Genomic DNA, 13,773 nt, shown 5'->3' with positions numbered 1-13,773 from the left:
CGCTAGGATCAGTAACGCAGCGTGATGCTGCCGAAGTAGCGACGACCGAACAGGTCGAACTGGTCGGCAAGGCCGGACTGGATGTTCGGCTCCTCGTCGAACGCGTTCAGCACGCCGCCGCGGAACGTGGCCTTGTCGGTCAGGTCGTAGGCGAAGGTGAAGTCGTTCTGGTAGAAGTTGCCGGTACGCAGCAGATCCAGATCTTCACGGGTGTCGAAGTTGGCGAGCACCTGATCAATGCGCGTCAGGGTCTGCGACCCTTGAACATCCAAGCGCCACGTCACCGAAAGCGGCCCCTTGCTCCACGTCGTATTGGTGCGGAAGCGGAAGCGAGGATTGTTGGCCGTCGTGTCGATCCGGGTCGGGAAGTTCGGATCGGTCGGGCTGGTGAAGTTGGTGCGCTCGATCAGCCAGCTGCCGGTGAGGCCCAGATCGATGCGACCATAATCGTCGCCGACCAGGTCCGACGTCTCGAAGCCGAAGCGGGCTTGATAGTCGATCCCGCGCACCTTCAGCGCCGCGAAGTTGAACGGTCCTTCAACAAAGTCGCTGATTTCGTACTCCTGCGGATCGCCCGCGGGACGACGCGTGAACGCATCGCACGCCGTCTGATTCAGCTGCTCCTCATCGGTGCAGAGATTCAGCAAGGTCTGCGCAGACAGGGTTGCGATCGCGTTCGTGATCTCGATGTCGTAGTAGTCCGCCACGAACGAGAAGCCCGGAGCAAACCGCGGCGTGAACACGAGACCCACGCTGTAGCTTTCCGACTCTTCCGATTCAAGGTTCGGGTTCGACCCGCTCTTGCCTTCATTGGAAGAGGTTGGATTTGGATCGACGTACGTCGTGGGAATGCCCAGAAGCGCGCAGTTCGTAATGCGGTTTTGCCGAATGCGAGCATCTGCCGTCCCGTTGATGACAGCCGAAGAGCAGTTGTCGGTCAGGTTGGGGAAGGTGTCGAAAGGCGGCGAGAACAGTTCCCCCAGCGTGGGCGCGCGGACGGAAACCCCGTAGGTGCTGCGGAACGCGATGTCCTGAACCGGACGCCAGAACAGATCGGCGCTGTAGGTTTCGGTGTGGCCCGTCGTCGAATACTGAGACGTGCGGTAACCGCCGCCGATTTCCAGCTTCTCGGCCAGGAAGACGTCCGAAAGCAGCGGGATGCGAAGCTCCGCAAACGCTTCCGCAACGTCGTATCCGACTTCCGGCAAATCGTCGCCGGTGTTGCCGAAAATCACTCGCCCGTTAAACGGCGTCAGATCGGTGCTCGTGCGTTCGTCGCGGTATTCCCCGCCAATAGCGACGCCGATCGGACCTGCGCCCCAGAAGTCCCACAGGTTGCCCGAGATGACGCCGCGGACGTCATGCTGCGTATTGTTGTCGATGGTGGTCAGCTGGGTCAGGATGTAGTCCCGCGCAACGGTCATCCCACCTTCGCCGAAGATGTTCGACGGCACGCAACCGGCGATGGTCGGATCGGTGGCCGCCAGAACGCGCCCATCGTCTTGCGAGTTGATCGTGACGCCGCGGGCGGCCAGCAGCTGCACGCGGCAGACGATGGATCCTGCGCCCCGCCCGGTTTCATTCAGGGTGTCGCGAACAGCATCGACCGAATACAGGTAGCGTTCGACGTCGATCGTCTCGGTTTCGACGTTCACCGAGTCGAGCGACCCGTAAGTGTAGCCGATGTCCCAGGAGATGTCCTTGACGAAGGCGAGCTGATCCAGATCGCCACGGAAGCCGCCGACGAAGCGGGTCAGTTCGCGATCCGTGGTCTGAGGCCGGAACCCGAGATCATAGCTGAAGGTGCGGAACTGAGCGCGAGCGTCAGCGACGGTGGCGGTCTGAACGCCCGCAGCATTATACACCGCGCGAGTATTCGCGAGAATGGCCGCGCGAACGGTCGGATCGAGATAGGCGTTGTCCAGCCCAATTTCACCCGAGGTCAGGCCAAAAAGGGTCGCGTTCTGCCTCGGGCCAAAAGCGCGGATCCCCAGGTCGATGAAATGCGGCTGGAAGACATCGACGTTCCGCTCATCGACGTACTTCAGCTCCGCATAAGCCTGCACATTCTCGAGTACGTCGAAGTTGGCGCCAACCTGGAACCGCTTGTTCTCCTGCCGAGGCAGACGGTTGGTCTCAACTTCAACCAGGGAGTCGCCGCTGCCGCCGATGGTGGTCGTGCGGTTCACCGCACCTGTTGTCTGACCAAACCCGAAATCAGCCAGATAGGCTTGGCCGCCGGGGCGGAACTGATAGGATTTTCCGGGGGTGGTGGCGAAGCAGATGCTGGGCGAGAAGGCGTTGGGCTGCTGCGTCGCCGAGCAGTTGCCGAAGGGAATGTCCGGATCGGTCGTTGGGCTCGGCCGCACGCCATTCGCCAGAGAAAGGATGCCGCCACGAGGGCGGTTCAGCGAACGTAGATTGCCAACGGCAATGACGTCAAAAACGCCATCGTTCGGTGCGGCGGCCGGGTCAACGTCGGCCGTGGCCAACCGAGTTTCCGTGTTGATCCAGTCGATGTCGAGTTGGCTGTCAACGAGGACATCAGACGTGTTGTACTGAGCAAACCCGTAGATGTTCAGCCTGTCATCGAACAGGTTCGTTCCGGCGATGATGGAGTAGCTCTCGTTCAGGGCGCTTTCGCCCTGCGTCAACTGGGTTACGCCAGCTTCGAACTCGATGCCCTCGAAGTCATCGCGCATGATGAAGTTGACCACGCCGGCCACGGCGTCGGCGCCGTAGGTGGCGGACGCCCCTCCCGTGATGATCTCGACGCGCTCGATCAGCGGGCTGGGGATAGTGTCGACGTCCACGGCGTTGCCGCCGGCGATCCCGGCCACGTGCCGGCGGCCATCGACCAGCACCAGCGTCCTGTTGGAGCCGAGATTGCGCAGGTTCAGCAGCGAAAGGCCGCCGATGCCGATGAAGCCGCCCGTGGTGTCTTCCGGCGTCTGGCTGCTTTGCAGAGCGGGAATGTCAGCAAGGAAATCGACGACGTTGTTTTCGCCCGACTGAAGGATTTCCTCGCGCGACGCCACCGTCAGCGGCGTCGGGGTCGTGGTGGGATCTCTGCGGATCAGAGACCCGGTGACGACGATTTCGTCCAACTGGGCTTCATCCTGCGCCGGCAGAGGCGGAACAGGGACAGCCGGCTGCGCGGTTTGCGCGAGCACCGGTGCAGCAAGAGCCAAGGCCCCGGCCAGAATGGTCGATCCAAACAAATAATGTCGCTTCAGCATCAATGCTTCCTCGTCGCGGTTCGCCTCCCCAACGGGCTGGCCGCCTTCGGTTGCACCATCAACAAGGATCGGCGCTCCATCAACCGCGATCCGCGAACAATGGCGCGATCATGTCGAGAGAGCGACATTTTCGCTACAGCTTCAGTCAAGCCGTTGTTGCGCTAAAGATTCTCCCGTAGCCAGCCCGCCACACGGCCGACAACATTGCCCCTGTAAACCCGGGGCGCGTCGGCTGCGGTGATCTGACGCGCCATCAGCTTGCGGGCGGAGACGGCTTCGCGGGGGCCGTAGGCGGCGCGGAGGAGGACGCCGGCAGAGGCGCAGAAGGCGGGGCCGGACGCGGCGTCGGCCAAATGTGGCGCCCGTTGGGGCTTTCCGAGGCGGACCGGGCGGTCAAACACCCGCACGGCCAGTTCGCGCACGCCGTTCAGCTGGCTGGCGCCGCCGGTGAGCACCAGGCCGGCGCCGGGCTCAAGCCCCACGCCTGCGTTGCGCAGCCGGTCGCGCAGCAGCTCAAGCGTTTCCTCGACGCGAGGGGCGATCACGGTTTTCAGCATAGCGCGGGGCACGATCACGGGACCGGCGGAGGCGTCCTCGCCGCGCGGCGGGGCTTCCAGCATCTCGCGGTCCTCGTTGGCGCTGGCCATGGCCGAACCGTGCAGGGTCTTGAGCCGCTCGGCGCCCGCCTTTGAGGTCGATAGGCCCCGCGCGATGTCGGAGGTGACGTGGTCGCCGCCGACGTTCAGGCTTTCGATGTGCAGCAAGGAGCGGCCGCCCCAGACGGCGGCGCTGGTCGAGCCTCCGCCCATGTCGATGCAGACGGCGCCGAGGTCCATCTCGTCCTCTTCCAGCGCGGCGAGCGAGGAGACGACGGGGGCGGCGGCCACGCCCTGAAGGTCCAGGTGCGCCAGCTCGAGGCAGTGGCTGAGGGTCGTGAACACGTTCTCGGCCATGGACACGACCAGCAGGTCGAGGCCCAGCGATCCGCCGCGCATCGAGCGCGGGTCGTGCACGCCGCGCGCGCCGTCCACCGACCAGGCGATGGGCAGGACGTGGATCGGCCGGCGATTAGGCAGGCGGATCTGGGCCAGGGCCATGCCGATGGCGCGCGCGAGATCGGCGTCGCCCACCGGATTGGCGCCCAGCGACACGCGGGCCTGCACCCGGTGGCTGGCCATCTGGCCGATGGCGGTGGTGACGATGACGCCGGACACGGGGCTGGAGGCGGCCCGCTCGGCGCGCTCGACGGCGTGACCGATGGCCTGGGCGGCCTCGTCCATGTTGATGATGGCGCCGCCCTTGACGCCGCGCGACTGGACGTGGCTGGCGCCGGCGACGCGGATCGTGCGGTCGGCGTGGCGCACGCCCTCGGGCTTCATGATGAAGCAGGACACCTTGGACTGGCCGATGTCGAGCGCGGCCACCACCGGCGCGCGGCCCGTGCGCGGGTCCCCGCCCCTGCCGTGATCGTTGGCTGCGCCGCCGCGTTCCTTGCCGCCCATGACGTTCTTGTCCTTCTTCTTGTCAGGCGTCGCCGGAGGGCCGCACCGCGACCTCTTCGGGGGTTCTGAGATCGACGCGGGCGAAGCCCAGGTCGAGCAGGCGTTCGCGCTGGTCCAGCGCATCGAGGCGGATCAGGGCCGCCTCCTGGTCCACGGCCGGAAGCTGGATCAGGCTGCCGTCCTTGAGCCGCAGATCCCAGCGGCGCTCGTCCACGCGCACCAGGGCGTCGACGCGGCCCATCAGGCGGGGGCGCTGGGCCAGCAGCGGCAGCACCTCGGCCGCGGCCTGATCGGCTCCCTTGCCCACCACCAGCGGTAGGCCGGGATACCGGCCGGCCTCGGCGCCGGGGATGACCTGGCCCTGGCCGTCGATGACCTGGGCGCGCCCGGCGGATTGCCACACGGCCAGTCGGTCGTGCTCGACCACCTCGACGATCAGGGTGTCGGGCAACAAGCGCACCACGCGCGCCTCCTTGACCCAACCGACGGCCTGGACACGCTCGCGCACCGCATCGAGATCGAGACCGACCAAGGGTTGGCCGGCGCTGAGGCCCAGCGCCTGGCGGATCGCCGGTTCGGCCTCGCCCGAGGCGCCGGCGATGTGCACGCGCTTCAGCGAAAAACCCATGCCGATGGTGACCGCATCCACCCCGTGCGAGATCGAGGCGCCGATGCGCTCGGCCCGCGCCCCCGTCGCCAGCACGACGGCCAGCGCCAGGACCCCGGCGGAAATGCAGACAACGACGGCGCGGGGGGACAGGTCCAGGCGACCGATTGCCGCCATCTGGCCGGGGATGGCCCCGGCGCTGCGTGAAGAGCCGCCGCGCGCCTGCCCCCTCCCCCCGGAAGAGGCGCCGCGCGGCGATCCTTGAACACCTTGTCGCCGACCGCCGCGAACTACCGCGGGCATGAGGCGTCCTCCACCATCCAACGCACCAGATCTTCGTAACTCATGCCTGCATGAGCGGCCTGCTCGGGCACGAGCGAGGTCGAGGTCATGCCGGGCTGGGTATTGACCTCCAGAAGAACGAGATCGTCGTTAACATCGTCATAACGGAAGTCGGATCGCGACACGCCGCGGCAAGCCATGGCTGTGTGGGCAAGCTCGGCTTCGCGCAGCGCGGCCTCGAAAACGTGCGCCGGCAGCACGGCCGGCAGAACGTGCACCGAGCCGCCCGGCGTGTACTTGGCCTCATAGTCGTAGAAGCCCTTGGTCGGGGTGATGTCGGTGACGGTCAGGGCGCGAGGGCCGGCGGCCTCGCCCAGCACGGCGACGCACAGTTCCTTGCCGGCGATATAGGGCTCGACCACCACCTGCTCGCCATAGGTCCAGCTGTCGGCGCCCACGGCCGCGACAGGGGCGTCATCGGCGCCGCGGACCAGATAGACGCCCACGGAGGAGCCCTCGGCATTCGGCTTGACCACATAGGGCGGGTCGATGACGTGGCGGCGAGACACCTCCAGCCGGTCAAACAGGCCGCCGCCCGGCACCCGCACGCCGGCCCCGCGCAGCACCGCCTTGGACTTTTCCTTGTCCATGGCCAGCGCCGAGGCCAGCACGCCCGAGTGGCTGTAGGGGATGCGCAGCGTCTCCAGGACGCCCTGAACGCAGCCGTCCTCGCCCCAGGCGCCGTGCAGGCAGTTCAGCACCACGTCCGGCCGGATCAGACCACCCAGAACATTGGCGAGGTCCCGCCCCGCATCGACGCGTGACACGCGCGCGCCCTGCGCCTCCAGCGCCCGCGCGCAACCCTCGCCCGAGTTCAGCGACACCTCGCGCTCGGCCGAAAGCCCGCCCATCAGGACGGCGACATGCAGGTCGGAAAGAGGACGGTTCATGCGCGGCTCCGGGAAGCCTCCCTGAATGCCGCCGACGCGGTTAACAGCGCGTCAACCAAAGGGGCCGGACTGGCCCGTAGAAGCCTGGCTGTCCATGTTCACGCTGTCGGAGCAAAAGCCTCAAAACCAGCGTTCCCATCATTGGCGCAGCAGGATGGTGCGTCATCCGCCTAGTAGGATTTGATCTTCCGGGAGGCGCCGCATGCAGCGGGTCAGAACGTCGGCGGGTTCGATCGCCGTCGAGATTTCAGGTCAAGGACATCCGCTGCTTCTGCTTCATGGCTTTCCGCAGACGGGCCTGATGTGGCGAGACATTGCGCCCGACCTGTCACGCGACCACACCGTCGTTGTCGCTGACCTGCCCGGCTACGGTGAAAGCGATCCTCCAAAGGAGGACGCCGGTAAGCGGATGTCCAAGCGCAGCATGGGATCGATGCTGGTCGATCTGATGGCGGCACTGGGTCACGAGCGGTTCGCGGTCGCGGGCCATGATAGAGGCGGTCGCGTCGCATATAGAATAGCGATGGATCACCCTCACAATGTCACTCACCTGGTGGTGATGGATGTCATTCCGACTTCGGAGGTTTGGGGGCGAGCGGACGCGCGAATGGCTTTGGCGTTTTGGCCGTACTCGTTTCTCGCTCAGCCCGCGCCTCTGCCGGAAACCCTTCTGCTTGCCGCGGCGGAGGCCGTCGTGGATGACGCGCTGACGAACTGGGGCACGCCGCCCGAAAGCTTTTCGCCCGAAGTGCGTGATGCCTATGTTGCAGCGTTGCGGGATCCTTCAACGGCAGCGGCGATCTGCGATGAATATCGCGCGGCTTCAACCATCGATCGCGAGCATGACCAAAGCGATCGTCAAAACGGCAAGCTCATAGAATGTCCCACGCTGGTTCTTTGGGACGCAGAGGGAGGTCTGGGGCAGTGGTATGAGGACGCGGGCGGGCCGCTCGGCATCTGGCGGCGCTGGGCTGTTCATGTGACTGGCGAACCCATGGAAGGCGGCCACTTTTTTCCAGAGCATGTTCCCGCACGAACCACCCGAGCCATGGCCAAGTTTCTGTCGGTCGGGAATGACCGCTTACGCTGGCCGTGACGCTTGAGCCTGGTTGCGTTCTAACCCGTCAGGCGGATCGTCCAATCCGCCTGATCTCCCAATCCAGCTGCACACCGGTCTTCTTCAGCACGTCCGCGCGGACGGCTTCGCCGAGACCTTCGATGTCGGCGGCGGTGGCGTCGCCGGGGTTGATCATGAAGTTGGAGTGCAGTTCGCTGAACTTGGCGCCGCCGCCGGTCTCGGCGTGCAGCCGGCCGCGCCAGCCGGCGTCGTCCACCAGCTTCCATGAGGAATGGCCCGGCGGGTTCTTGAAGGTCGAGCCGCCGGTTTTTTCGCGGATCGGCTGGGTGGTCTCGCGGCGGGCGGTGATCTCGTCGATGCGCGCCTGGACGGCGGCGGGCTCGTCGGGGGTTCCCTGATAGATCGCCTCGATCCAGATGATGTCGGCCGGCGCCTGCGAGTGACGATAGGCATATCCGAAGTCGGCCAGCGCATAGTCGACCCGCGCGCCCCCGCGGGTCAGGCCCCAGGCGGAGACCAGCACGTCCCTGGTCTCGGCGCCGTAGCAGCCGGCGTTCATGGTCAGGGCGCCCCCGACGGTTCCGGGGATGCCGGCATAGAACTCAAGGCCCGCGACGCCCGCCTTGGCCGAGGCGCGCGCGACCATGGCGTCCAGCGCGCCCGCGCCCGCTGTGATCGTGTCGCCGTCAGCCGAGACGCCGGCGAACGGCCGCCCCGCCAACCGGATCACCACGCCCTCGACCCCGCCGTCGCGCACGATGACGTTGGAGCCGACGCCCAGCACCGTCACAGGAACGGCCGGGTCCAGGGCCTTCAGAAAATCGGCGAGATCGTCCGCATCGGCCGGGATGAACAGCACCTCGGCCGCCCCGCCCACCCGGAACCAGGTAAAGGGCGCCAGGGGCTCATTGCGCAGCAGCTTGCCGCGGACGGACGGCAGGTCGATCACGACAGCGCCTCCAGCTGCGCCGGCAGGGCGTAGGCCCAGGCGGTGACGTCGCCCGCGCCCAGCAGCACCACCAGATCGCCGGGCTTGGCCTCCTCGCGGATGAGGCGCGGCAGGACGGCGGCGTTCTCCAGCGCCTGAACATGGCGGTGGCCGTAGCGGCGGACGCCATCGACCAGGGCGTGCTTGTCCACGCCGGGAATCGGGGCCTCGCCCGCCGGATAGACGTCGGCCACGATCACGCTGTCGGCGTCGGAGACGCTGGTGGAAAACTCCTCCATCAGGTCGCGCAGGCGGGTGAAGCGGTGCGGCTGGACCACCGCGATGACGCGGCCTTCCGTGACCTGGCGAGCGGCCTTGAGCACGGCGGCGATCTCGACCGGATGGTGGCCGTAGTCGTCGACGATGCGCACCCCGTTCACCACGCCGGTGGTGGTGAAGCGCCGCTTGACCCCGCCGAAGGAGGCCAGGCCCGCCTTGATCGCCTCGTCCGCCACATCCAGCTCGCGCGCCACTGCGATGGCCGCCAGCGCATTGGAGACATTGTGCCACCCGGCCATGGGCAGGTGCAGGCCCTCGATACGGGTGGTCTCGCCGTTTTCGATAACCACGTCGAAGCGGCAGCCGTCGGCCCTCATGTCGCAGTTCTCGGCCCGCACCATGGCCTGGGGATTGAGGCCGTAGGTGACCAGACGCCGATTATCGACGCCGGCGACGAGCTTCTGCACCTCCGGATGATCCAGGCAGACGGCGGCGAAGCCGTAGAAGGGAATGTTCTCGACGAAGTCCACGAACGCCTGCCGCACCCGGTCGAAGTCGCCGTAGTGGTCGAGGTGCTCGGGATCGATGTTGGTGACGATCGCGACCGTCGATTTCAGCCGCAGGAAGCTGCCGTCCGACTCGTCGGCCTCGACCACGATCCAGTCGCCGTCGCCGACCTTGGCGTTGGTGCCATAGGCGTTGATGATGCCGCCGTTGACCACCGTAGGGTCCAGCCCGCCCGCATCCAGCAGCGCCGCCACCATCGAGGTGGTCGTGGTCTTGCCGTGCGTGCCGCCGACCGCGATCGAGAACTGCAGGCGCATCAGCTCGGCCAGCATCTCGGCGCGGCGGACCAGGGGAATGCGGCGCGCGCGTGCGGCCTTCATCTCCGGATTGTCGGCCTTGACGGCGGTCGAATAGACCACCGCCGAAACCTCGTCGCCCAGGTGGGCGGCGTCGTGGCCGATGAAGATGCGGGCGCCGAGACGCTCAAGCCGCTCGGTGTTGGCGCTGGCCTTGGCGTCCGAGCCCTGAACCGAATAGCCGATCTTGAGCATGATCTCGGCGATGCCGCTCATGCCGATGCCGCCGATGCCGATGAAGTGGACGGGACCGAGGTCGAACGGAATGGGGCGAAGGCGCGCGATCATCGCCGCGCCTTAGCAAGGCTTCACCGCGATTGCACGATCTCAGATGCGGCGGCCGACAGGCGCGTCGAACGCGGCGAAACCGCCGGGGGCTGACGTGGCCGGCTGCGTCACTCGAGCAGCGAAGCGGGCGACCGCCTCCACATAGGCCTCGTTCCGTTCGACCGGGCCCATGTGGCCGGCCTCGGGGACGCGGACCAGTTCCGCATGCGGAATGGCCTTGGCGATGAACTCGCCCGCGTGATCCTTGGTCACCAGATCGCGGCCGCCGACCAGCACCAGCGTCGGGACGGGGATGGCCGGAAGGCTGTCGGTCACCGACCAGCGGATCATGGCCAGGTTGCCGTGGGCCTGGACCGCCGGCGAGGTCCGCACCGGCAGGCGCGAGGTCAGCTCCAGCTGCGCGCGCGTCGGCCAGGCGCCGAAGCCGGCGATCCGCATCGCCATGTGGGTCGAGCCGCTGAGATAGCTCTGCCAGTTCATCAGCCAGACCAGCGGCGACAGCAGGATGTCCAGCCGCATCATCAGCACGATCAGCGGCCGCAACGCGGTCACCAGGCCGCTCAGGATCATGGTGCGCAAGGGGTTATGGTGGGTGGTGTTCTCCAGCACCACGCCGGCCACCCGCCCGTTCAGGATCTCGGGATGGCGGGCGCAGAAGGTCTGGGTCGTCATGCCGCCGATGCTGTGACCGACCACGACGATCGGGCGATCCTCGGGCAGTCTGTCGATCACCGCCTTCAGGTCGTCCGCGAAGCCCTCGATCGACCATCCCTTCGTCGGCCGCGTCGAGAGACCCGATCCCGGCAAATCCCAGGCGGCGATGCCGAACCGGTCAGACAGGGAGGCGCGCGCGTCGGCCCAGATCCGCGAGGACATGCCCCAGCCGTGGGTCAGCAGCAGGATCGGGCCATCCGTCCGACCCTCGATCTCCAGCCGCAGGCGTGATCCATCCGCGCCATCGACCATGACGCCGTCGCGCCGCTTGTCCGACGCCATGCCGCCGCCGCGACCCAGGAGCAGCAGGATCAGGAAACGACCCAGGAAGGAAAAGGCCAGAAGGCCGAGCCCCCAGTAGAGCCGATCGTTCGACGGATCGCCGAACCCCAGCGCCTCGAAGTCCCGCTCGCGGTCCCACCAGCTCCAGATCAGCCAGCCGGACAGGCCAAGGACAGCCAGCGAAACCAGGGCGAACAGGCGCTGGAAAAGAGCAAAGAGGATCATCGAGGCGCCTGACAAGAAGGTTGCAAGGCTAACCGCTGCCTCTCGCCGCCGTTCCGCACCGCCGGAAATAACCCCGCCTTAACCGTAAGGATTCACCATCCCGGCATCTGAGTTGCGGGGCCGCTTTCCATGTCCGAGTTGAAGACCGACGTCATCCATCGCGGCGACTGCATCGAGGTGCTGCGCAGCCTGCCCGACGCCTCGGTCGACATGGTGTTCGCCGATCCGCCCTATAATCTGCAGCTGGGCGGCGACCTGCTTCGTCCCGACAACTCCAAGGTCGACGCGGTCGACGACGACTGGGACAAGTTCGGCAGCTTCGCCGAATATGACGCCTTCACCCGCGCCTGGCTGGCCGAGTGCCGGCGGGTGCTGAAGCCGGACGGCTCGATCTGGGTGATCGGCAGCTACCACAATGTGTTCCGCCTGGGTTGTGCGATCCAGGACTTGGGCTTCTGGGTGCTGAACGACGTCGTCTGGCGCAAGTCCAACCCGATGCCGAACTTCAAGGGCACGCGGTTCACCAATGCGCACGAGACCCTGATCTGGGCCGCCCGGAGCCGGGACCAGAAGCGATATACCTTCAACTACGATGCGTTGAAGGCCTTCAACGAGGACGTGCAGATGCGCTCGGACTGGACGTTCGCGCTCTGCACCGGCGAGGAGCGGATCAAGGACGCCGAAGGCCGGAAGGCGCATCCCACGCAGAAGCCCGAGGCGCTGCTGCACCGCGTGCTGCTGAGCTCGACCCGCCCCGGCGACGTCGTGCTGGACCCCTTCTTCGGCACGGGCACGACGGGCGCGGCGGCCAAGCGGCTGGGCCGGCGCTACATCGGTATCGAGCGGGACCAGACCTATGCCCAGGTCGCCGAGACCCGCATCGCCTCGGTCATTCCCGCGAACGCCGAGGACCTGCTGGTCATGGGCTCCAAGCGCAACGAGCCCAAGGTGCCGTTCGGCGCCCTGGTTGAGGCCGGCCTGCTGCAGCCCGGCGACCGGCTTTACTGCCCCAAGGGCCAGCGCGAGGCGCGGGTGCGCGCCGACGGCTCGCTGATCTCGGGCGACCTGACCGGCTCGATCCACAAGCTGGGCGCGCTGCTGGAAAACGCGCCGGCCTGCAACGGCTGGACCTACTGGCGCTTCAAATCGGACCAGGGCTTCAAGTCCATCGACGCCCTGCGCGCCGAGGTGCGGGCGGGAATGCAATAGGTTTACCCAACGGCAACTTCCGGCCGACGGAGGGCGGAACCTTGCCGGCCTGAAGACATTCATGCTCACGGCCGCGCTTGAGCGGGTCGGAGCACACACGTCATGAAGATCGCGCAGGTCACCCCGCTTTACGAGGCCGTGCCTCCGAAGCTGTATGGCGGCACCGAGCGTGTGGTCGCACACCTGACGGACGCCTTGGTCGATCTGGGTCATGACGTCACCCTGTTCGCGAGCGCCGACGCAGAAACCAAGGCCCGTCTCGTGCCCGTGCGCGACCAGGCGATCCGTCTGGATCCCGCGCCGCTGAAGTCCGATCTGGCCGCCCACATGACCATGCTGGCCGAGGTGCTGGACCGCGCCGACGACTTCGACGTGATCCACTTCCACACCGACATGATCCACTTTCCGTTCTTTCGGAAGTGCGCGGACAAGACCCTGACCACCCTGCACGGGCGACTGGACCTGAAGGACCTGCCGGAGGTCTATCGTCGCTGGAGCGAGTTCGGCCTGGTGTCGATCTCCGACGATCAGCGCAAGCCTCTGGCCTTCGCCAACTGGACGGCGACGGTGCACCACGGCATGCCGGGCGATCAGTACAGCTTCCACGCCCGGTCCGACGGCTACCTGGCCTTTCTGGGCCGCATCTCGCCGGAGAAGCGCCCGGACCGCGCCATCGAGATCGCCACCAAACTGGGCAAGCGGCTGAAGATGGCGGCCAAGATCGACGCCGCCGACAAGCGCTACTGGGAAGAAAGCATCCGCCCGCTGGTCGAGGGCAATCCGTTGATCGAGTTCATCGGCGAGATCGGCGACCACCAGAAGTCGGATTTCCTGGGCGGGGCGGAGGCGCTGTTGTTCCCGATCGACTGGCCCGAGCCCTTCGGCCTGGTGATGATCGAGGCCATGGCGTGCGGCACGCCGGTGATCGCCTTCCGTTGCGGCTCCACGCCCGAGATCATCGAGGACGGCGCCACCGGCTTCCTGGTCGACACCATGGAGCAGGCGATCGCCGCCGCCGGCCGCGCGCATCTGCTGGACCGCGAGGCGATCCGCGCCCGTTTCGACCTGCGCTTCTCCTCCGTCGCCATGGCCCGCCGCTATGTCGGGGTGTACGGCGACCTGCTGGCGGCGAGTCGCCCGAACCTGAACCTCGGCGTCAACGACGATGGCGCCGTGCTGCGCCGCATCGGCGAGGAACGATCGTTCGCCGTCTCGGCCTGATCGGCGCCTTCGTATTTTGCAGGCGGCGTGGTGAACCCGCGCCGCCTGTTTTCCTTAGATTCACAAGAGAATCCGGAAAGCGGCCAGCCAGCGCCGCATTCCGGTG

The 13,773-nt window shown here is 66.7% G+C and carries 10 protein-coding genes; 3 read left to right on the top strand and 7 right to left on the bottom strand.

The window, feature by feature from the left end:
• Nucleotides 1-8: 8 nt before the first annotated feature.
• The 4 genes from KY493_RS02030 to KY493_RS02015 form a co-directional block, all read right to left on the bottom strand.
• Nucleotides 9-3,239 (bottom strand): TonB-dependent receptor domain-containing protein, encoded by a 3,231-nt coding sequence (locus tag KY493_RS02030; protein ID WP_219897341.1) that lies wholly within the window; start codon nt 3,237-3,239, stop codon nt 9-11.
• A gap of 161 nt (nt 3,240-3,400) precedes the next feature.
• Nucleotides 3,401-4,618, bottom strand: a complete 1,218-nt coding sequence (gene ftsA, locus KY493_RS02025; RefSeq protein ID WP_255568104.1) for a cell division protein FtsA — start codon at nt 4,616-4,618, stop codon at nt 3,401-3,403.
• Between the two features lie 145 nt (nt 4,619-4,763).
• Nucleotides 4,764-5,651 (bottom strand): cell division protein FtsQ/DivIB, encoded by an 888-nt coding sequence (locus KY493_RS02020; protein WP_219897340.1) that lies wholly within the window; start codon nt 5,649-5,651, stop codon nt 4,764-4,766.
• Nucleotides 5,639-6,580, bottom strand: a complete 942-nt coding sequence (locus KY493_RS02015; RefSeq protein WP_219897339.1) for a D-alanine--D-alanine ligase — start codon at nt 6,578-6,580, stop codon at nt 5,639-5,641. Before KY493_RS02015 ends, KY493_RS02020 begins: the two co-directional genes overlap by 13 nt.
• Before the next feature lie 202 nt (nt 6,581-6,782).
• Between KY493_RS02015 and KY493_RS02010 the strand changes: the two genes are divergently transcribed.
• The gene (locus tag KY493_RS02010) at nt 6,783-7,676 is read left to right on the top strand and encodes an alpha/beta fold hydrolase (RefSeq protein WP_219897338.1); all 894 of its coding nucleotides are present in this window, start codon (nt 6,783-6,785) and stop codon (nt 7,674-7,676) included.
• A 28-nt stretch (nt 7,677-7,704) separates the two neighbouring features.
• Here KY493_RS02010 and murB read toward each other — a convergent pair whose 3' ends face one another.
• From murB to KY493_RS01995, 3 genes are read right to left on the bottom strand one after another with little or no spacing between them, the layout of a single operon-like run.
• Nucleotides 7,705-8,607: a UDP-N-acetylmuramate dehydrogenase gene (gene murB, locus KY493_RS02005; RefSeq protein ID WP_219897337.1), complete on the bottom strand. Its 903-nt coding sequence runs from the start codon at nt 8,605-8,607 to the stop codon at nt 7,705-7,707.
• Nucleotides 8,604-10,016: a UDP-N-acetylmuramate--L-alanine ligase gene (gene murC, locus KY493_RS02000; RefSeq protein WP_219897336.1), complete on the bottom strand. Its 1,413-nt coding sequence runs from the start codon at nt 10,014-10,016 to the stop codon at nt 8,604-8,606. The genes murB and murC overlap by 4 nt, the downstream gene beginning before the upstream one ends.
• A 39-nt stretch (nt 10,017-10,055) precedes the next feature.
• Nucleotides 10,056-11,237 (bottom strand): alpha/beta fold hydrolase, encoded by a 1,182-nt coding sequence (locus KY493_RS01995; protein WP_219897335.1) that lies wholly within the window; start codon nt 11,235-11,237, stop codon nt 10,056-10,058.
• Nucleotides 11,238-11,366: 129 nt separating this feature from the next.
• Between KY493_RS01995 and KY493_RS01990 the strand changes: the two genes are divergently transcribed.
• Together KY493_RS01990 and KY493_RS01985 are read left to right on the top strand one after the other, a co-directional pair.
• On the top strand, nt 11,367-12,446 hold the full coding sequence (locus KY493_RS01990) for a site-specific DNA-methyltransferase (RefSeq protein ID WP_219897334.1): 1,080 nt from the start codon (nt 11,367-11,369) through the stop codon (nt 12,444-12,446).
• Nucleotides 12,447-12,548: 102 nt separating this feature from the next.
• The gene (locus KY493_RS01985) at nt 12,549-13,667 is read left to right on the top strand and encodes a glycosyltransferase family 4 protein (RefSeq protein ID WP_219897333.1); all 1,119 of its coding nucleotides are present in this window, start codon (nt 12,549-12,551) and stop codon (nt 13,665-13,667) included.
• Nucleotides 13,668-13,773 lie beyond the last annotated feature (106 nt).

It is taken from the genome of Brevundimonas sp. PAMC22021, assembly GCF_019443405.1.
In the GTDB taxonomy this organism is placed as follows: Bacteria; Pseudomonadota; Alphaproteobacteria; order Caulobacterales; family Caulobacteraceae; genus Brevundimonas.
Note: the sequence above shows the minus strand (reverse complement) of the source record. Positions and strands in the feature narration are given on the sequence as shown.

Coding starts and splice junctions, on each gene's coding strand:
- ftsA (WP_255568104.1), bottom strand. CDS start 4,618: ATGAAGCCCGAGGGCGTGCGCCACGCCGACCGCACGATCCGCGTCGCC.
- KY493_RS02030 (WP_219897341.1), bottom strand. CDS start 3,239: ATGCTGAAGCGACATTATTTGTTTGGATCGACCATTCTGGCCGGGGCC.
- KY493_RS01990 (WP_219897334.1), top strand. CDS start 11,367: ATGTCCGAGTTGAAGACCGACGTCATCCATCGCGGCGACTGCATCGAG.
- KY493_RS02020 (WP_219897340.1), bottom strand. CDS start 5,651: ATGCCCGCGGTAGTTCGCGGCGGTCGGCGACAAGGTGTTCAAGGATCG.
- KY493_RS01985 (WP_219897333.1), top strand. CDS start 12,549: ATGAAGATCGCGCAGGTCACCCCGCTTTACGAGGCCGTGCCTCCGAAG.
- murC (WP_219897336.1), bottom strand. CDS start 10,016: ATGATCGCGCGCCTTCGCCCCATTCCGTTCGACCTCGGTCCCGTCCAC.
- KY493_RS02015 (WP_219897339.1), bottom strand. CDS start 6,580: ATGAACCGTCCTCTTTCCGACCTGCATGTCGCCGTCCTGATGGGCGGG.
- KY493_RS02010 (WP_219897338.1), top strand. CDS start 6,783: ATGCAGCGGGTCAGAACGTCGGCGGGTTCGATCGCCGTCGAGATTTCA.
- KY493_RS01995 (WP_219897335.1), bottom strand. CDS start 11,237: ATGATCCTCTTTGCTCTTTTCCAGCGCCTGTTCGCCCTGGTTTCGCTG.